The 17322-nt window shown below is 69.8% G+C and carries 18 protein-coding genes, 1 tRNA gene and 1 pseudogene; 10 read left to right on the top strand and 10 right to left on the bottom strand.

The features are described 5' to 3' along the window. Positions 1 to 63: 63 nt before the first annotated feature. Positions 64 to 225, bottom strand: a complete 162-nt coding sequence (locus ACOJSN_RS00680; RefSeq protein WP_420110582.1) for a hypothetical protein — start codon at positions 223 to 225, stop codon at positions 64 to 66. 18 nt (positions 226 to 243) lie between these two features. On the opposite strand from ACOJSN_RS00680, the gene ACOJSN_RS00675 reads away from it, so the two are divergent. The 4 genes from ACOJSN_RS00675 to ACOJSN_RS00660 all read left to right on the top strand — a co-directional run bounded on the left by ACOJSN_RS00675 (position 244) and on the right by ACOJSN_RS00660 (position 5137). Next, positions 244 to 2181, top strand: a complete 1938-nt coding sequence (locus ACOJSN_RS00675; RefSeq protein ID WP_420110581.1) for a heavy metal translocating P-type ATPase — start codon at positions 244 to 246, stop codon at positions 2179 to 2181. A gap of 164 nt (positions 2182 to 2345) precedes the next feature. Further along, a complete protein-coding gene (locus ACOJSN_RS00670) occupies positions 2346 to 3581 on the top strand; it encodes an SHOCT domain-containing protein (RefSeq protein ID WP_420110580.1) in 1236 nt (411 codons plus the stop codon). A gap of 12 nt (positions 3582 to 3593) precedes the next feature. After that, entirely contained in the window at positions 3594 to 4829 is a 1236-nt protein-coding gene (locus ACOJSN_RS00665) for a TFIIB-type zinc ribbon-containing protein (RefSeq protein ID WP_420110579.1), read from the top strand. Beyond that, on the top strand, positions 4829 to 5137 hold the full coding sequence (locus ACOJSN_RS00660) for a hypothetical protein (RefSeq protein WP_420110578.1): 309 nt from the start codon (positions 4829 to 4831) through the stop codon (positions 5135 to 5137). Before ACOJSN_RS00665 ends, ACOJSN_RS00660 begins: the two co-directional genes overlap by 1 nt. 28 nt (positions 5138 to 5165) lie before the next feature. Here ACOJSN_RS00660 and ACOJSN_RS00655 read toward each other — a convergent pair whose 3' ends face one another. Continuing rightward, positions 5166 to 6452 (bottom strand): ABC transporter substrate-binding protein, encoded by a 1287-nt coding sequence (locus tag ACOJSN_RS00655; RefSeq protein WP_420110577.1) that lies wholly within the window; start codon positions 6450 to 6452, stop codon positions 5166 to 5168. A 115-nt stretch (positions 6453 to 6567) separates the two neighbouring features. After that, complete coding sequence (locus ACOJSN_RS00650; RefSeq protein WP_420110576.1) at positions 6568 to 7482, bottom strand: AraC family transcriptional regulator; 915 nt, start codon at positions 7480 to 7482, stop codon at positions 6568 to 6570. Positions 7483 to 7689: 207 nt separating this feature from the next. Here ACOJSN_RS00650 and ACOJSN_RS00645 point away from each other — a divergent pair, with 207 nt between their 5' ends. Further along, positions 7690 to 8505 carry a phytanoyl-CoA dioxygenase family protein gene (locus tag ACOJSN_RS00645; protein WP_420110575.1) on the top strand — a complete coding sequence of 272 codons (816 nt, stop codon included), beginning with the start codon at positions 7690 to 7692 and terminating at the stop codon, positions 8503 to 8505. A gap of 16 nt (positions 8506 to 8521) precedes the next feature. On the opposite strand, the gene ACOJSN_RS00640 is transcribed toward ACOJSN_RS00645, so the two are convergent. From ACOJSN_RS00640 to ACOJSN_RS00615, 6 genes are read right to left on the bottom strand one after another with little or no spacing between them, the layout of a single operon-like run. Continuing rightward, positions 8522 to 9169, bottom strand: a complete 648-nt coding sequence (locus ACOJSN_RS00640) for an aspartate/glutamate racemase family protein (protein ID WP_420110574.1) — start codon at positions 9167 to 9169, stop codon at positions 8522 to 8524. Between the two features lie 25 nt (positions 9170 to 9194). Further along, positions 9195 to 11195 (bottom strand): glycoside hydrolase family 127 protein, encoded by a 2001-nt coding sequence (locus ACOJSN_RS00635; RefSeq protein ID WP_420110573.1) that lies wholly within the window; start codon positions 11193 to 11195, stop codon positions 9195 to 9197. Positions 11196 to 11218: 23 nt separating this feature from the next. After that, positions 11219 to 12481 carry a four-carbon acid sugar kinase family protein gene (locus ACOJSN_RS00630; protein WP_420110572.1) on the bottom strand — a complete coding sequence of 421 codons (1263 nt, stop codon included), beginning with the start codon at positions 12479 to 12481 and terminating at the stop codon, positions 11219 to 11221. Then, positions 12481 to 13731, bottom strand: a complete 1251-nt coding sequence (locus tag ACOJSN_RS00625) for a RuBisCO large subunit C-terminal-like domain-containing protein (protein ID WP_420110571.1) — start codon at positions 13729 to 13731, stop codon at positions 12481 to 12483. Before ACOJSN_RS00625 ends, ACOJSN_RS00630 begins: the two co-directional genes overlap by 1 nt. Positions 13732 to 13758: 27 nt before the next feature. Next, entirely contained in the window at positions 13759 to 14232 is a 474-nt protein-coding gene (locus ACOJSN_RS00620; RefSeq protein WP_420110570.1) for a hypothetical protein, read from the bottom strand. Next, a complete protein-coding gene (locus tag ACOJSN_RS00615; RefSeq protein WP_420110569.1) occupies positions 14229 to 14540 on the bottom strand; it encodes a hypothetical protein in 312 nt (103 codons plus the stop codon). The genes ACOJSN_RS00620 and ACOJSN_RS00615 overlap by 4 nt, the downstream gene beginning before the upstream one ends. Before the next feature lie 319 nt (positions 14541 to 14859). On the opposite strand from ACOJSN_RS00615, the gene ACOJSN_RS00610 reads away from it, so the two are divergent. The 5 genes from ACOJSN_RS00610 to ACOJSN_RS00590 all read left to right on the top strand — a co-directional run bounded on the left by ACOJSN_RS00610 (position 14860) and on the right by ACOJSN_RS00590 (position 17118). Then, on the top strand, positions 14860 to 15156 hold the full coding sequence (locus tag ACOJSN_RS00610; protein ID WP_420110568.1) for a type II toxin-antitoxin system VapB family antitoxin: 297 nt from the start codon (positions 14860 to 14862) through the stop codon (positions 15154 to 15156). Positions 15157 to 15192: 36 nt separating this feature from the next. Beyond that, positions 15193 to 15807 carry a LytR C-terminal domain-containing protein gene (locus ACOJSN_RS00605; protein WP_420110567.1) on the top strand — a complete coding sequence of 205 codons (615 nt, stop codon included), beginning with the start codon at positions 15193 to 15195 and terminating at the stop codon, positions 15805 to 15807. Then, positions 15804 to 16241, top strand: a complete 438-nt coding sequence (locus tag ACOJSN_RS00600) for a DUF4190 domain-containing protein (RefSeq protein WP_420110566.1) — start codon at positions 15804 to 15806, stop codon at positions 16239 to 16241. The genes ACOJSN_RS00605 and ACOJSN_RS00600 overlap by 4 nt, the downstream gene beginning before the upstream one ends. Beyond that, positions 16238 to 16966: a glutamine amidotransferase gene (locus ACOJSN_RS00595; protein WP_420110565.1), complete on the top strand. Its 729-nt coding sequence runs from the start codon at positions 16238 to 16240 to the stop codon at positions 16964 to 16966. The genes ACOJSN_RS00600 and ACOJSN_RS00595 overlap by 4 nt, the downstream gene beginning before the upstream one ends. A gap of 61 nt (positions 16967 to 17027) precedes the next feature. Next, a tRNA-Ser gene (locus ACOJSN_RS00590) sits at positions 17028 to 17118 on the top strand. A 48-nt stretch (positions 17119 to 17166) separates the two neighbouring features. Here the strand turns inward: ACOJSN_RS00590 and ACOJSN_RS00585 are convergent. After that, positions 17167 to 17322 (bottom strand): annotated as a pseudogene (locus ACOJSN_RS00585) (IS481 family transposase); the annotation flags it as partial.

Below are 17322 nucleotides of genomic sequence, written 5' to 3'. Positions count from 1 at the left end.
GCACCGAGTAGCCCAGCAGCATGGCGAACATCGGCGAGAGCGCCACCACCGGGAGCGCGATGATCAGGTTGATCCAGAACAGGCGGCGGAACTGCGCGACGTGACCCTCGTGCCCACCGTGACCCTCATGGCCACCGTGCTCACCATGGTCATGACGACCATGCTGAGCACAGCGGGCACGAAGGTCACGGCGGCCATGAAGGCCACGGTGGTCACGAGGGTCATGTCGCGCAGTTCCGCCGCTTGTTCTGGATCAACCTGATCATCGCGATCCCGGTGGTGGTGCTCTCGCCGATGTTCGCCATGCTGCTGGGCTACTCGGTGCCCGGCTGGGCGGCCTGGGTGGGGGCGGGGCTCGGCACCGTCATGTACGCGTGGGGCGGGCGGCCGTTCCTCACCGGAGCGGTCGGCGAGTTGAAGGATCGCAAGCCGGGGATGATGCTCCTGATCGCGCTGGCGATCACGGTCGCGTTCGTCGCATCGTGGGCCGCCACGCTCGGGCTCGTCGACCACGAGCTCGAGTTCTGGTGGGAGCTCGCGCTGCTGATCGTGATCATGCTGCTCGGGCACTGGATCGAGATGCGGTCGCTCGCCCTCACCACCTCGGCCCTGGACTCGCTCGCCGCCCTGCTGCCCGACGAGGCCGAGCGGCTCGAGGGCGACGAGGTCGTGATGGTCGCCCCCGCCGACCTGGCGGTCGGTGACCTCGTCCTCGTGCGGCCCGGCGGGAGCGTTCCCGCCGACGGCGAGATCGTCGACGGCCGCGCCGACATGGACGAGTCCATGATCACCGGCGAGTCCCGGCCGGTCGCGCGCGGCACAGGCGAGCCCGTGGTCGCCGGCACCGTGGCGACCGACTCCGGGCTGCGCGTGCGGATCACCGCCACCGGCGAGGACACCACGCTGGCCGGCATCAACCGACTGGTCGCACAGGCGCAGGCGTCCAGCTCCCGCGCGCAGCGGATCGCCGACCGCGCCGCCGCGTGGCTGTTCTGGTTCGCGCTCGGCGCCGCACTGATCACGGCGATCGTCTGGTCGATCATCGGCCAGCCCGATGCCGCCGTGATCCGCACGGTCACGGTGCTCGTGATCGCCTGCCCGCACGCACTTGGACTCGCGATCCCCCTCGTGGTGTCCATCGCCACGGAGCGTGCGGCTCGCGCCGGCGTGCTCGTCAAGGACCGGCTGGCGCTGGAGTCGATGCGCCAGGTGGACGCCGTGCTGTTCGACAAGACCGGCACGCTCACCACGGGTGAGCCGACCGTCGTCGGCATCGAGCCTGCTCCCGGGGAGGAGACGGACGCCGTGCTCGCGCTGGCGGCCGCCGCCGAGGCCGACAGCGAGCACCCGCTCGCGCGGGCGATCGTGGCGGCGGCGCGCGAGCGTGGCCTGGAGGTCCAGCGCGCGAGCGGCTTCACCTCGGAGCCGGCCCTGGGCGTGACCGCGGCCGTCGCCGGCAGCGAGATCAGGGTCGGTGGCCCGCGTCTGCTCGAGGAGACCCATCAACCCGAGATCGGCGCCGCCGACGCCTGGCGCCAGGAGGGCGCCATCATCCTGCACGTGCTGCGCGACGGCACGATGATCGGAGGCCTGTCGCTCGCCGACGAGATCCGCCCCGAGTCCCGCAGCGCTGTCGACGACCTCTACACGCTCGGCATCCAGGTGGTCATGATCACCGGCGATGCCGAGGCGGTCGCCCACCACGTCGGTGACGAGCTCGGCATCGACCGCGTGTTCGCCGGTGTGCGCCCCGAGGACAAGGCCGCCACCGTCGCGCAGCTGCAGCAGGAGGGCAAGAAGGTCGCCATGGTCGGCGACGGCGTCAACGACGCTCCGGCACTCACGCAGGCCTACGTGGGGATCGCGATCGGCGCCGGCACCGATGTCGCGATCGCCTCCGCAGGCGTGATCCTCGCCAGCTCGGACCCCCGGTCGGTGCGCTCGGTCATCAACCTGTCCCGCGCCGCCTACCGCAAGATGAAGCAGAACCTGTGGTGGGCGGCCGGCTACAACCTCCTGTCGGTGCCGCTCGCCGCCGGCGTGCTGGCGCCGGTGGGCTTCGTGATGCCGATGAGCGTCGGCGCGATCCTCATGTCCGCCTCGACCGTGCTGGTCGCCCTCAACGCCCAGCTGCTGCGGCGCCTCGATCTGCGCCCCGAGGGCGAGAGCAACCGGAGCTGACCGCGCCCTGCCTCACCCGGCCGCACGGGTAGACCTCACCCCTGGTGCCCCTGTGCTGTGACCGAGGGGATCCATATACTCACGAACGGACGCGGGTCACCTCGGGTCCGCACACCAGGGCCGCTGCGGCCCGGCACACATCGGCGACGAGCAAGGGGCACGACGTGGGACTCATTCAGGCGATCACCGGCGCCATCGGCGGCACGCTGGCCGACCAGTGGAAGGACTTCTTCACCGTCCCGCAGGGTCTGAGCCCCACCGCCGCGGTCTTCTCCGCCGTGCCGCAGGGCACGAACGCCGGGCGCGGCTCGAACACCAGCGGCTCCGACGGCGTCATCAGCAACGGCAGCAAGATCATCGTCCCCGAGGGCTACGGCCTGATCCTCATGCAGGATGGCGCCATCACCGGCTTCGCGGCCGAGCCGGGCGGGTACGAGTGGAACTCCGAGGCGCAGGACTCGCAGTCGATCTTCGCGGGCAACGGGATCGTCAGCCCGCTGATCACCACCTCGTTCGAGCGCTTCAAGTTCGGTGGCCGCCCGGGAGTGCAGCAGCGCGCCTACTTCGTCACGCTCAAGGAGCTTCCGAACAACCGCTTCGGCACCCAGTCGGAGATCTACTGGGACGACGCCTACATGAACGCGCAGGTGGGCGCGATCACTCGCGGCACCTACACGCTCAAGATCAGCGACCCGATCCTGTTCGTGAAGAACTACCTCCCGGCGAAGTACCTCGAGCCGGGTCAGGTCTTCGACTTCACCGACATCGATAACGACGCCGCCTCGCAGCTGTTCAACGAGGTCGTGGGGTCGCTCGCGCCGGCGTTCTCGATGTACACGAACGACCCGAGCAAGGGCAACCGGATCACCAAGATCCAGCAGGACTCGATCGGCTTCGCGCAGAGCCTGTCGGCCGCCGTCGAGCAGAACTACGGCTGGAGCACCGGCCGGGGGCTGACGATCGTCAGCACCGCGATCATCTCCATCGAGTACGACGAGAACACCCGCGAGCTGCTGCGCAACGTGCAGCGTGCCGACGCCCTCTCCGGCGCCCGCGGCAACTCCAACCTGCAGGCCTCGGTGGCGGCGGGATTCGAGTCCGCCGGCGAGAACAGCGGTGGCGCGGGGCTGGTCGGCATGGGCATGGCCGCGGGCGCGACCGGGCTCGGCGGACTGCAGCAGCCGGTTCCCGGTGTCGGGGGCGGTGGCTACGCGCAGCAGGTGCCCGCCCAGCAGCAGCCGTACGGCCAGCCGCCGGCGGACCAGCCGCAGGCGCCCGCGCCGGTTCAGGACGCCGAGGACCCGGTGGCCAAGCTCGCCAAGTTCAAGGAGATGCTCGACGCCGGCCTGATCAGCGAGGACGACTACAACGCCGCGAAGGCCAAGGCGCTCGGCCTGTAGAGGTCAGCACCGATGACATCACCACCCCCGTGGCAACCGCCGCCTGAGCAAGCCGCTGCCGCGCCGCCCGTCCCTGTCGGCCCGACCGGACCCGAGGTCGTCAACACCCAGAACACCAGCCTCGGCGACGGCGTCAACCGCTGCCCGCGCTGCGGCTCCACCGATATCCAGCTGCGCGCCTCGACGGGCATGCTGATCTGCCTGTTCTGCCGGCACGAGTGGAACGAGCAGAAGGCTCAGGGCGAGCTGTTCGACGACGGCGACCTCACCCAGCTGCGTGGCACGCAGGTCGGCTCGGGTGCGGCGAACATCGATGCCGACGCGAACGCCGTCGTCACCTTGAAGTGCCAAGGGTGCGGCGCGGAGGTGGTGGTCAACACCGAGGCTGCGATGTCGTCCCGATGCCACTGGTGCCGACACGTCCTGACGATCAACAATCAGATCGCCAACGGGGCGGTGCCGGACGCGGTGCTGCCGTTCGCGGTGTCGCACGAGGATGCGGTGGCTCGGATCACCGAGTTCGCGAGCAAGCGCCGCACGTTCGCCAACCGCCAATTCCTGAAAGAGTTCACACCGCAGAACGTCGTCGGCGTCTACATGCCGTACATGGTGGTCGACGGCAACGTCAGCAGCGACGTGTACGGCCACGGCGAGGTCGAGACAGGCCGCTACACGCGCGGGAGCGGCGACGACCGGAGGACCTACTACGACGCCGACGTGTACCAGATCCACCGCCACGTGGACTTCACGGTCGACGACCTCACGATCGAGTCCTCGGCCGAGCGCGCCAATATGGACACGCGCGTCAACACCAACAACATCATCAACACGATCCTGCCGTTCGACACCACGAACGCGGTGCGATGGAACGCCAACTACCTCAACGGGTTCTCCTCCGAGAAGCGTGATCAGGATGTCGACCAGCTGCGCCCCGCGCTGGAGAACCAGCTGCTGTCGATCGCACGGTCCCAGGTGGCGCCGGCGACCTCGCGGTACGACCGCGGTGTCCGCTGGGAGTCCGAGGGACTGGACGTGCACGGGACCCGCTGGGTGTCGATGTATCTGCCGGTGTGGCTGTACTCGTACTTCCAGAAGGACAAGAACATGGTCCACTACATCGCCGTGAACGGGCGCACCGGCGAGACGATGGGCAGCATCCCGGTGGCGCAGGGACGGCTGCTCGCCGTCTCCGCGGCAGTCGGCGTGGTGGTCGAAGCCATCGCGATCGTTGTCCTGGTGGTGAGCTGATGTCCGCTGGTGTCGACATCCTGGCCACGGCGCTGCCGGTGCTCGCCGGCGGCGGGTCCGGCGACGGCAGCCCCGCCGGCCTCCTGCTCGCCGGCCCGATCGCGGGCGTCGCCGTCTACCTGCTGCTGTTCCGCTACTACCGCAATACCGACAAGTCGCACTCGTTCGAGACCGAGACCCGCATCGAGGCCGCCCCGATCACCGGTGGCGACCAGAAGGTCAACGAGGTCCGGGGAACGCAGCAGTCCCAGATCCAGGGCAACAACGTCCGCAACCACCGGCAACGGGTGCGGCGCACGTCTCAGTGACCCGTGTCGCCACCGGCTCAGGACCACCTCAGCCGCTGATCGCCGCCTCCACCTCAGCGATCACTTGAGCTGCTGCGTCGACCGGGGCCAGCCGATCGAACAGCACATCCGTCGCGGCGCGGGTATAGATGTCACCCAGCTGCGCGCCTCCCACCGGCGGCGGGTAGGGCGCCAGGCCATCGTTGGCGTCTTCACCCACGTAATCCACAGTGGCCCGATCTGCCTCGGACAGCTGGTCCTGGATGGCCGCGCGTGCGCCTTCGTGCCCTGGGAGCCCGCGGTCGGTCATGATGAGTCGGGCGGCGGCCGGCTCGGTCGTGAAGAAGTTGATCAGCCTGACTGCGAGCTCCGGCTGCTCGGACCGCGATGACACCGTCCAGTAGACGGTGGGCTGGAAGACGATCGGCGGCGCGCTGCCTGCATCGGACGGGAGCCGGAGCAGCCGCATCTGCTCGTCGGCGGCGTTGTTCATCCCGGCTAGCTGGTTGGACCACCACGTGTCGATCGCGATCGAGCCGGTCGCGAGCCCACTGCGGTCGACATCGAGACCTGCCTCCTCGACGATCGATTCCGCCGAGGAGATCGCACCGGTCTGCGCGGCCACGAGCATGAGGTCCCACCACTCGGCGAGGTCGTCCGCCACGAACCCGAGATGGCCGTCGCTCGTGAAGGTCCGCTTGTCCCGTTCGGCGAGGAAGGACTGGAAGGCCAGCGACTGCACGAACGTGCGGCCGCCGAGCCCGATGGCGGTACCCGTCTCGCTGATCGCGGCTGCCACGTCGATCAGCTCGGACCATGTCCACGACGCGTCCTGAGGCAACACGATCCCACTGGCCTCGAGCACCGCAGGGTTGCCGAGCAGCGCGGCCGCACCCATGCCGTGAGCCAGGCCCATCAGCGCACCGTCGACCGTGCCCGAGTCGACCAGCCCCTCAGGGAAGCCATCGGTGATGAGTCCGAGCTCGGAGAGGTCCGCCAGTGAACCCCTGCGTGCATACTCACTGAAGTACGCGAAGTCCATCGAGATGACGTCCGGGGCGTCGCCGCCTGCCGTCTGCACGGCCAGGCGCTGGAAGTACGCGTCGAACTCACCGGGCTCGGTCACCACCTCGACGCCGTCGTTCGCCTCCTCGAAGAGCTCGACGACCTGCCCGAACGTCTCCACGCGCAGGTCGTTGCCCCAGAACCCGAACCGGAGCGGTGTGCCGCTACCGTCGGCCGGGGGTCCATCCTGTCCCCTCGAGCAGGCGCCCATCAGCGCGGCCGCCGGAGCGGCGACCATGGCTCCCATCACAGTGCGGCGAGTGATCTTCATCGATTCCTCCATCGTGAGCGTGTCTCTCGTGCTGCACACGATCGACGGCGTGGCGCCAGATCGTGCGTCATCCTTCGGTCTCGCAGCGTCGGGTGAACGGACACTGCACGTGGTGTCACCGCGGCATCGCGGTGCCGCGCGGGTCGCCAGCGGCATCGATCGCCGTCGATCCGGCGTTCAACGTGTCGTCGAGCGACTCTCGCCACTGCGAGGGAGGCACTCCTTCGCTCGCACGGAACACTCGGCTGAAGTAGAACGGGTCTGGGTAGCCCGCACGACGCCCGATCGCGGCGACGGACAGGCTGCTCTCGCGCAGGAGCGACTTTGCGACGCTCAGGCGGTACTGCTTGACGAACTCTCCGGGAGACTGACCCACGGCTCGGCGGAAGTTCGTTCGCAGTGCCGCCGAGCTCAGATGCACGTGCGCAGCGAGCACTCGCGTCGACAGCGGTGCGTCGGGGTGGGCGCGAACGTACTCGATCGCCGCGGCCACCGAGGGAGACGACGCGATGGACCCCTGTCGCGCTGCGGGCCGCTCTGGCAGAGACTCGATCCTGCCGAGTACTCCGGTCAGTGCGGCACTCGCCAACAGCCGCGAGGAACGCGAGCAGGAGTCAGGCGGCCCGGCCATGGCGCGGGCCAGGTCGCCCAGCTCGGCGACGATGCGCTCCCAGGCGGCCACCGGCACCGACCTGATGATGCCCGGCTGCCAGAGATTGAGGTTCGGCACACCGTGGTCGAAAGCCATGAAGTGCGTGACGTACGTCTGCAACCGACCGTCACGGTAGGAGGCGCGCTGCGGGACCCGTGGCGGAAGGATGATCAGGGATCGCTCACCGACATGCTCGGTGCGGTCGGTGCCGATCCTGAAATCCATGACGCCGGACGTGACGGCCCAGACCTGATAGTGCGCCCGCTGCCGCCGCGGCAGGTCCCAGCTCGGATCGCAGGAGTAGAGGCCGACCATGATGGGTCGCACGGAGATGTCCGCCCAGTCGTCGTCCTGGCCGGCCTGCGTCGTTGCGGGCACTCGGTCCTCCTTCTACGGTCCCCACAGGGCCGTGGTCTCAGATCCTGGCAGCGCCGCCCACGCCCCGGCCATGGACAGACCGGCTCCTGACCTGGACGAATCGACACCATGGGCAGTGCGGCGCTGTGGCGACCAAGGACGAATCCTCCATGTCGGCGAGCGTTCTGACCATGGCGACCGCACGTGTGAACGAGCATCGTGGCTGCCATGACGATCACCGCGACCCCACCCGATGCCGACCTGGCCCAGCGCTACGCCGAGGATGGCGTGGTCCACCTCACCTCGATCCTCGACCGAGACGAGATCGACACCCTCCGCGATGCGTTCATGGCACAGGTCACCTCGGACAGCAGCCTCGGCCACGACGACGGTGTGCCGAAGGACGACATCCTTGCCCGCTACCCGCGGTTCATCCACCCGCACCGTCATCCCGAGCTGGAGGTCGGCCGGCTGACGCGGCGCTACATGCTCGACCGGCGGATCCTCGATCGCGTCGAAGCCATGATCGGCCCCGTGAACGGCGCCCAGTCGATGTTCTACTTCAAGCCACCCACCGCCCGGGGTCAGGCGATGCACCAGGACAACCTGTTCCTGCAGTCGCACCCCGAGACCTGCATCGCGGTCTGGATCGCGATCGATCGGGTCGATGACGAGAACGGCGGGCTCCAGATGGTGCCCCGGTCACACACCTTCGAGCTGATCTGCCCCGGCGACGCCGACCCCGAGACCTCGTTCAGCAAGCAGGCGATCCATCTTCCGGACGGCATGTCGACCGAGCAGACCGTGATGGAACCGGGCGATGCCCTGTTCTTCCACGGCAGCATGGTCCACGGCTCGGGGCCGAACAGGTCCGCCGACAGGTTCCGTCGGTCGCTGATCTTCCACTACGTGCCGCAGTCGAGCGTGGAGATGGCGAAGTTCTACCTTCCGCTGCTCAGTCCGTCGGGCGAGGAGATCCGGGTAACGGAGTCCACCGAGGGCGGCGTCTGCGGCGACGGCTGGGTGCCTGCCGGGCCGCACTAGGGGCGGCGCGGCGTGCTCAGCCAGCGATCGCCTGCGCGATCCGCTTGACCCCGAGCTCGGGGCTCGTCAACACAGGCACGGTGACGTCCACGGAGGCCGCTGCGCCGGCCATCGACGCCTGCGCGAGCACGACCACATCGTTCTCGGCGGCCAGCGAGACGATCGCCTCGCCCACGAGTCGGTCGTGGGTGGCGGCGTCGCCGCCGGCGATCGCCTGGAACGCACCCTCGACCACCTGGTCCGTCACCTCGATCTCGGCCCCCGCGAGCGCAGCCCGGTCCCGCAGCAGCGCCACCGTGGGCACGAGCGTGGTGGGCAGCGTGGCGATCACAGCCACGCGCGAGCCGCGCGAGACCGCCTCGTCGGCCATCGCCTCGTCGATCCGCAGCACCGGGACGCCCAGCGTCTCGGCCAGCCCCGGCGCGTACCCGCCGATCGAGCTGCACGAGAACACCACCGTGGACGCGCCCGAAGCCACGGCGGCCGCGCCGAGCGCCTCCAACCGCTGCCTCACACCGGTGCCCTCGGCGTCGCGACCGAGGTCGCCCACGATGGTCGAGTCCAGCAGGTGCTGCACCTCCACGCCCGGCAGGTGCTCGGCAGACAGCGCCGCGAACGTGGGGATCACCACGGCCCCGGTATGGATGTAAGCCAGTCTTGTCATCGCAGTCTCCTTCTCACGCTCTCCGTCACCACATCACCGGCAGCCACACGGACATCTCACCGTCGCCGCGGTTGCCCCAGCGCCCGTACGGCACCAGCCGGACCGGAAGCTCCTCGGGCTCCACGGCAGGCAGCGCCCCGTACAGCGAACCGCTCGCCACGAGCCGCGGCACGCGCCGCGCCACGCCCTCGATCACCGGGTATCCCGCGAACACGCCCTCGCCCTCGGACGCCGTCAGCTCGACGGTCCGCGGCAGGTACACCTCATCGATCGCGACCCCCTCGGGGAGGTCCGCCTCCTCGAGAGCAAACACGAGCGGCCCGCGCATCACCGCGACCTGGTTGGTGGCCTCCTCCACGAAATGGTGCGCCACCACCAGTCGGGGCTGCATCGGGAGGTCGAGCGTGATGGTCTGATCGCTCCATTCCCGCTCGATCACGGCATAGCCGTTCTCGACGGCGGTGCTCGCCTCACCGTCGATGCTCACCCGTGCCTCGTCCCCCGCCCACCCGGGGATGCGCACCCGCACGGCGGCGCGCACGGGTACGTCCGCCCTCACGCGGATCGTCACCGACCCGGCCAGCGGATAGCTGGTCGAGACCTCCAGACGCAACGCTCCGCCGTCGACCTCTGCCTGGAACGACCCACTCACGAACTGGTGCACCCACACGCCATCGCTCGAGGTCGCGTACAGGTAGTACGGCAGCTCGGCGAGCGCACGCGCGATGTTGGGCGGGCAGCAGAACGAGGAGTCCATGAAGGCTTGCCGCGGCCGGATATGTGAAGGACGCACCCCGGTGGTGGCCTTCAACTCGTCACCCGCGCGGCGAAGCTCGTAGGGCAGATCCTTCACCTGCCGGAGCGGGTTCGTGTAGAGGTAGGTCATCGCGTCGTCGCCGATCATCGCGGGCAGCGCGTTGAGCAGCACCCGCTCGATCTCGTCCGCGAACCGGCCTTCACCTGTCAGCTGAAGCATCCGCCACGCCCACATGACGAACCCGAGCGAAGCACACGACTCGTTGTACGCCGTGGTCTGCGGCAGCTGGTACGCACGGCCGTAAGACTGGTGCACCTTGGTCACCGACCAGTAGTCCTGCGCGGCATCGGGTGAGGCGCCGTCGTACAGCGCGCCGCAGCCGCCGGTGAGGTAGAGCTTGCGCGTGACCAGGTCCTCCCAGATCGCGTCCACGGCCTCACGCAGCGCGGGATCGCCGGTCTCGAGCACCACGTCGGTCATGCCGGCGTAGAGGTAGTTGGCGCGCACGCTGTGGCCGGCCGCGACGCGCTGCTCGGCTGCGTGCTGCTGGTCCTGGTTGTCGTCACTGCCCTCGCGGCCCTTGCCGCCGTGCAGCTCGATCAGCCGCGCCGCCAGCGCCGTGTACCGAGCGTCGCCGGTAGTACGCGCCAGCTCGACCGCGCCCATGTAGTGCGAGGGGCAGATGTTGCAGTCGGCGAACCGCTCAGGCTGCTGCTCCACGGCCTCGATCACCCAGTCGCCGAGCCGCCGCGCGACGCCGAGGAACCGGTCGTCGCCACTGGCTCGGTACGCCAGGCTCGCCATCGTCATCAGGTGCCCGAAGTTGTACGTCTCGAAGTCGTACCGCGCCGCGAGCGGGCCCGGCCCGCCGGTGGCCTCACGCGTGGTGGTCTTGGTCTGGATGTAGCCATCGGCGCGCTGGGCTCCGACGACGGCGTCGGCCGCCTTGTCCACCAGCCTCGCCAGGTCATCGGCCCCGCTCGCGGACGCGACGGCGGCGGCTTCCAGCCACTTGTACAGGTCACCGTCCATGAACGAGGCGCCGTGATGGGCGCCGCGGGTGCCCTCGGTGGTGCCGCCGGCCACGAGGAAGTTCTGATAGGCGTGCGCGCGGTCCGGGTCGAAGAAGATCTCGCCCATCGTGGGGATCGTGGTGGTCTTGGCGGCCGCGTGCAGGGCAGCCAGCGGGGCGTCGCCGTCGACCTCGACCGAGCCGGCTGCCGCCGAGGTCATCACGGCATGGGCGCTCGCACGGGTGTCGGTGAGCAAGGGGTCTCCTCTGGTTCAGCAGGTCAGGGCAGCGGGGTGCCGCTGCGGATGTCGTCGAACAGGTTCTCGTGGCCCATCTGGCCGCCCTTGAGCGCGATCTCGATGCCACCGCGCAGGTGCTCGGCCGTGCCCTCTGCGCGGCAGAGCGAGACGATGCCCCAGGGGTTACTGACGATGCGAAGTGAGTCAACGCCGAGCCGTCGCAGCACGTTGCCAGAGGTGTCGCCGCCGCACACCACGAGGCGGGTGTCGGGTCGGCGCTGCAGGGTCGTGGTGCCGATCGCAGCGAGCCGCTCCTCGATCTCGGCGCTCGTGGCCGTACGTGGAGAATCGGGCCGGGCGGAGTACGCGATGACCGGCCGCCCACGCGAGGCGAGATCCACGACCTGCTCGGTTCCGCCGTCGTCGAAGAGGTCGACAGCGTCGAACCCGGCCGCGACCGCGGCCTGGACCTGCCGCCAGGTGAGCGCCGATGCCGACCCGCTGAGCACCACCACCCCGCTTTCAACGACGTTTCGACCCCCGTCCAGGGCTGGCGCTCCGACCCCGAGTCCGAGTGCCCGGGTGAGGCCACCGGACCCGAGCATGAAGCGGGTGGGGGGTCGAAACGTCGTTGAAAGCGGGTTGGGGGGTCGGAACGTCGTTGAAACCTGAGAGAGGTGGGCGTCGGTGAGGGCGTCGAGCACCAGGACGTCGACGTCGTCGCGCGTCGGAGCGAGGGCGGCAGCGAGGGTCGCCTCGTCGGCGTACCCGGGCCAGTGGATCCCCTCCACACGCAGCGTGGTCTGCGCGGCCAGGTGCCGCCGGAGGTCCGACTCGGTCGCCGGAGTGACCGGGTGGTTCGCCATCGTGGGCTGGCGGTCGAGGCGGTAGACCTCGCCGCGATCGGCAGCGAAGTGGTGGCTGAAGGTGGTGTAGCGGCCGAAGTCGGGCTGAGCGAGCAGCACCGGTACCGGTGCGGTTCCCACGAGTGCGCGGCCGATCTCGATCACCCGACCGAGGCTGCCGACCTCAGGTGAGGAGTCCGCCGTCGAGCAGGCCTTGTACTGGAGCACCGCGGGCTGCAGAGCCAGCAGCGCCTCGAAGGCAGGACCGACCTCGGACTCGAGCTCCGCCGTCGGTAAGGAGCGAGCGATACCGGCGATGCCGACCACGTCGGCATCACCCGCCCGTGCGAGCGCCTCCGGCGAGGTGACCAGGACGCCGTCGAGACCCGTGCGGCGGAACTGCAGCAGGGCGTCCACCGAGCCGGTGAAGTCGTCGCCGTAGAACGCGAACCGCGCCATCAGTACCGGCCGAACCGATCCAGCGCGGTGGCCAGCTCGGGGACCGCAGCCGCGCGGTCGCCCAGCGACTCCCCCGCCACCGCGGCATCCCACGCCTCCCGCATCGCCCGCACTCCGGCAGCCGAACCGCCAGGGTGCCCGTGGATGCCGCCACCGGCCAGCACGAGCAGGTCGGTGGTCGCCACCGCCTCATACGTGGCGTGCGCGAGCCCGGCCGACTGACCCGAGGACAGCACGGGCAGGCACGGCGTGGTGTCGAGCAGCGGCGTGCGGACCGCGGTGATCGAGTCGAGGACCGTGGCATCGTCCTCGTAGAACTTGTTGCGGAGCCCGTTGGTGTGCACGTGGTCGGCGCCCGCGAGCCGCCACAGCTTCGAGGAGGCGTGGAAGCCGATCCCCACCTGCGGCGACCGATTCATCGCACCGAACATCGTGCGGTGGGCGTGGATCGGCAGCTCGGATCGTTCGCGCAGGTACTGCAGCCCCGCGATCCCGACCGTGTTGACGCACACCATCACGCATGTCCCACCGTGCGCCTTCACCAGGTCGTGGTGCTCGCCGAGGCGGCTGATGTCATCAGTGATGTTGAAGGCGTACATCGGGAGCTTGCCCGTGCGCTCGGCGCTCGCGCGCAGGGCCGCCATCACGGCCGACACACGCTCCGCCAGCGGCAGCGCGGGCGAGTTCCCCTGCAGCTCGTCGTCCTTGATGAAGTCGATACCGGCATCGGCGAGCTCCGTGACGAGCTCGGCGAGCTGCGCGGCGTCGAGACCGATGCTGGGCTTGACGATCGTGCCGATGAGGGGCCCGTCGTGGCCGCGCCCCGCGAGGTCGAACGTGCCGTCCACCCCGAACTGTGGGCCGCCGTAGACGTCCGCGAAGGCCTGCGGCAGCTCGAGGTCCACCAGCTTGAGCGCGCCCGCCTCGCGGATCTCGAACAGGTTGCCGGCCACGGCGGCCAGCAGGTTGGGGATCGAGGGGCCGAAGTTGTGCAGCGGGAACTCGATCGTCACCCGGGCGCGACGCGCCTGCGTCCAGTCACCCGAGGCGCCAGGCAACGGCGGCAGCCCGCTCGGCGGCAGCTCGGCGATCTCGACCACGCGCGCGGCAAACCGCGCCTTGAGCTCGTCGGTCTCACGCGCGACCGCGACGAACGTGCCACTGCTCTGTTCGCCCGCCATCACCGCGGCGGTCTGCTCCAGCGGGAGCGCGGTCTCGATCTCGTAGACGGCACGGACCACGTCGGCCACCACGGCTCCTCTGCTGAGATCGACTATCTATGCGCTGCTGAATGGCTGTGAGATTCTACCTGTGCCGCCCATCGCCGGCAACGAGCGTCCACGGAGCAGACCCGACTCCGCCAGCAGCAGCGCCGCCGCGATCAACGCCGCCACCGCACCCGAGCGGAGCGCCGACCCCGCCAGCACCACCGCACCCACCTGCAGCAGCGCTGCGGCCGGGAGCTGCCAGCGGCCGCCGTTGCGCGTCCAGTGCGCCATGAGCAGCACCGCGAGCACGATCGTGAACCGGGCCGAGGTCTGGAACCCCGCGTAGGCGGCGCCCTGACCGGGCACGGTGTAGCCCGGGCTGGTGAAGCCGGGCGTGCACCACAACCAGCCGTCGGAGTCCACGCTGCAGTAGCTGGGCGCGATCCACCCGGCCACATACTCCGTCTCCGGCCCCACCACACCCCACGGCAGCCCGAGCGCCAGCAGCAGCGCGACCGTGGCGAGCGCCAGCCGGCCGGTCATCGCCGGGCGCCGCCCAGCCAGGCCGCGACCACCGCACACCCGACCCCCAGCGTCTGCAGGAACCCGCCGTTGGAGGAGATGCCCGGCAGCACGATCACCACCCAGTACGCCACCAGCGCACCGGTGGCGATCGTGCGGATCACAGTCGCCTGCACCGGGTCCCGGTTCCCCGAGAGCGTGATCAGCTGCGCCAACGCCGCGACAGCCGCGAACACCGCCCACAGCGTGTAGTCGGCCCAGCCGACCGAACCGTGCTGCGGAATGCTCAACCCCGCAATCACCAGGATCGGGCACAGGATCTGGGCCACCGTCGTGAGCCTGTCCGACGGCGGAGCCTGGCCCCGCCCCTGGCTCGCCATGGGCGGTGGGCCGGGTGGGCCGGCCCACCCAGGAGGAGGCGCACCTCCCCACCCCGGCTGCGCCGTCGGGCCGGGAGCAGGACCAGGGTGAGGGGACGGACCAAAGCCGGGCTGCGCGGTCGGGCCCTGCGGGTACGGACCGGGCGGACCAGGGGGTGGGGAGGACATGAGGACATCCTGGCCCTCCTGGGCGTGCCCGTCGATGGGGCGAGATGTCCACCCAGCGAAGGATGCCGACCGGCGGCCGTGGTCTCTTAGGATCGGGGGCGTGATCTTCAAGTCTGTCGGCGACGAGCGCCCGTACCCCGATCATGGGCGCACCACGCCGAAGGACTGGGCCGAGGTGCCGCCGCGGCAGGTGCGGCTCGACGAGCTCGTGACCACCAAGTCCACCCTCGACCTGCGCAGCCTCCTCTCCGAGGACTCCACGTTCTACGGCGACCTGTTCGCGCACGTGGTCCGGTGGAAGGGCACGATGTACCTCGAGGACGGGCTGCACCGAGCGCTGCGCGCCGCGCTCGGGCAGCGGAACGTCTTGCACGCGCGCGTGCTGGACCTGACGTGAGCGGCCGGGCCGGGGTCGTCGGCTAGGTTTGGCGGCGTGAGTCAGAGCAACGAGGCAGTCCGAGCCCGGGCTGCTCGCCGTCGGCATATGCAGCAACGCCAGACGGTGATCTTCGGGACGCTCGTGGCCGCACTGCTCCTCGTGGGCCTGCTCGGAGGTGCGGTCTGGTCGGGCGTGATCCCCTCCCCGATCGACATCCCGGTCAACAGCGGCGAGCCGGCACCCACACCGGAGCCGATCGCACCGCCGTGCCCGCCTGCGGACACCACACCCGTGGCGTACGCCGACATCAGCGCGAACGTGCTCAACGGGACCGACGAGCAGGGGCTGGCCTCGCGCACCGCGGCCACGCTGCAGAACCGCGGCGTCGAGGTCGGGAACCTGGCGGACGGGACGCCGTACGGCGGGGCGGTGCAGATCACCACCGGTCCGCTCGGCGTCACGGCGGCGTACACGCTGGCGGGGCTCTTCAACGGCGCGCAGATCGTGCTCGACGACCGCGAGGACGCCACGGTGGACGTTCTGCTCGGGGAGGCGTTTGAGGGTGTGCTCTCCGAGGGTGAGGTGACGCTCGACCCCGAGGCGCCGATCCCGGCGCCCGAGGGCTGCCGCCCGATCGAGGACGAAGAAGCCGAGGACGTCGAGGAGTGAGTGCTCCCGGGTTCACCCCGCTGTCGGCGCCCGCAGCCCCCTACGGTGCCGCCGATCTCGACCTGCACGTACCGGACTCGTTGTCGACCCGCAGCCGCGCCGACCTGCGCGCCCCGGTCGACCCGCAGGTGTTCGTCAACCCCTACACCCGCCCGCTGCCGAGCTACGAGCAGACCTTCTCCAGTCCGGGCTACGAGGCGCGGCCTGCACCCACGAGCGGGTTCGCTGTGGCGGCGCTCGTGTGCGGGATCGCCGGCGTGTTCCTGCTGGTTCCGGCTCTCTTCGCCATCGGCTTCGGCCACGCCGGCTTGTGGCACACGCGCAGCAACGCCCGCACCGGCCGCGGACTCGCGATCGGCGGGATGGTGCTCGGGTACGCGGTGGCGTTGGTGGTCGCACTGGTGGTGCTCGCCACGTGGATCGCGAGCCAATGAGACCGTTCCTGCTGCTTTCCACGCGGCCTGAGGACGACGCAGCGGACGCCGAGTACGACTCGTTCCTCCAGTTCGGTGAGCTCGCGTCCGAGGAACTGGTGCGGTTCCGGCTGGAGCAGTCTCCGCTGCCGGCGATCGACCTCGACGCGTACTCCGGGATCTTCCTCGGCGGCAGCCCGTTCAACTCGGGCGAACGGCACAAGTCGGAGCTGCAGGTGCGTGTGGAGGCCGATCTGCGGCGGCTGTTGGACCAGGTGGTGCCCCGCGACTTCCCCTTCTTCGGCGCCTGCTACGGGGTGGGCACGCTCGGGCTGCACGCCGGCGGGGTGGTCGACTCCACCTACTCCGAGCCGGTCTCAGCGGTGGAGGTCACGGTGACCTCGGAGGGTCGCCGCGACCCGCTGCTCGCCGATCTGCCTGAGGTGTTCGCGGCCTACGTGGGCCACAAGGAGGCTCTGTCGTCGCTGCCTCCGGGCGCTGTGCTGCTCGCCACGGCTGACTCCTGCCCGGTGCAGATGTTCCGACTCGGGCAGAACATGTACGCCACGCAGTTCCACCCCGAGCTCGACGAGGACGCGATCGTGCACCGCATCCGCGTCTACGCGAACCACGGCTACTTCCCTCCTGAGACCCGTGACGCGGTGATCAGCAGCGTCCGCGGCGCCCCGGTGGGTCACGCGCATGTGCTGCTGTCGGCGTTCGTGCGGCGGTATGCGCGGGTCTGATTGCTCGACGGCGGTGCTCGGTTTGGGCGGACCGGCACCGTTGGGTACCCTGTCTCGGCCAGGTAGCGTGTCCGAGCGGCCGAAGGTGCAGCACTCGAAATGCTGTGTGGGTTAATCGCCCACCGTGGGTTCAAATCCCACCGCTACCGCCATGTGATGTCGCAGGACATCGGAATGGCCTGAAACCACGGCTCGTGGGTTCAGGCCCTTCGTCCTCGTGGGTGTTGGGGCTGGTAGTCGCGGGTGGGGTCGATGGTGAGCTCGCGCAGGATCTCGCCGGTGGTGGCGTTGATGACGCGGACGTGGAGGTCTTGGGCCAGGATCAGCACGCGGGTTCGGGCGTGGGTTCGGCCGAT

The sequence above is a fragment of the Pseudactinotalea sp. genome (assembly GCF_048594945.1).
Classification (GTDB): domain Bacteria; phylum Actinomycetota; class Actinomycetes; order Actinomycetales; family Beutenbergiaceae; genus Pseudactinotalea.
Note: the sequence above shows the minus strand (reverse complement) of the source record. Positions and strands in the feature narration are given on the sequence as shown.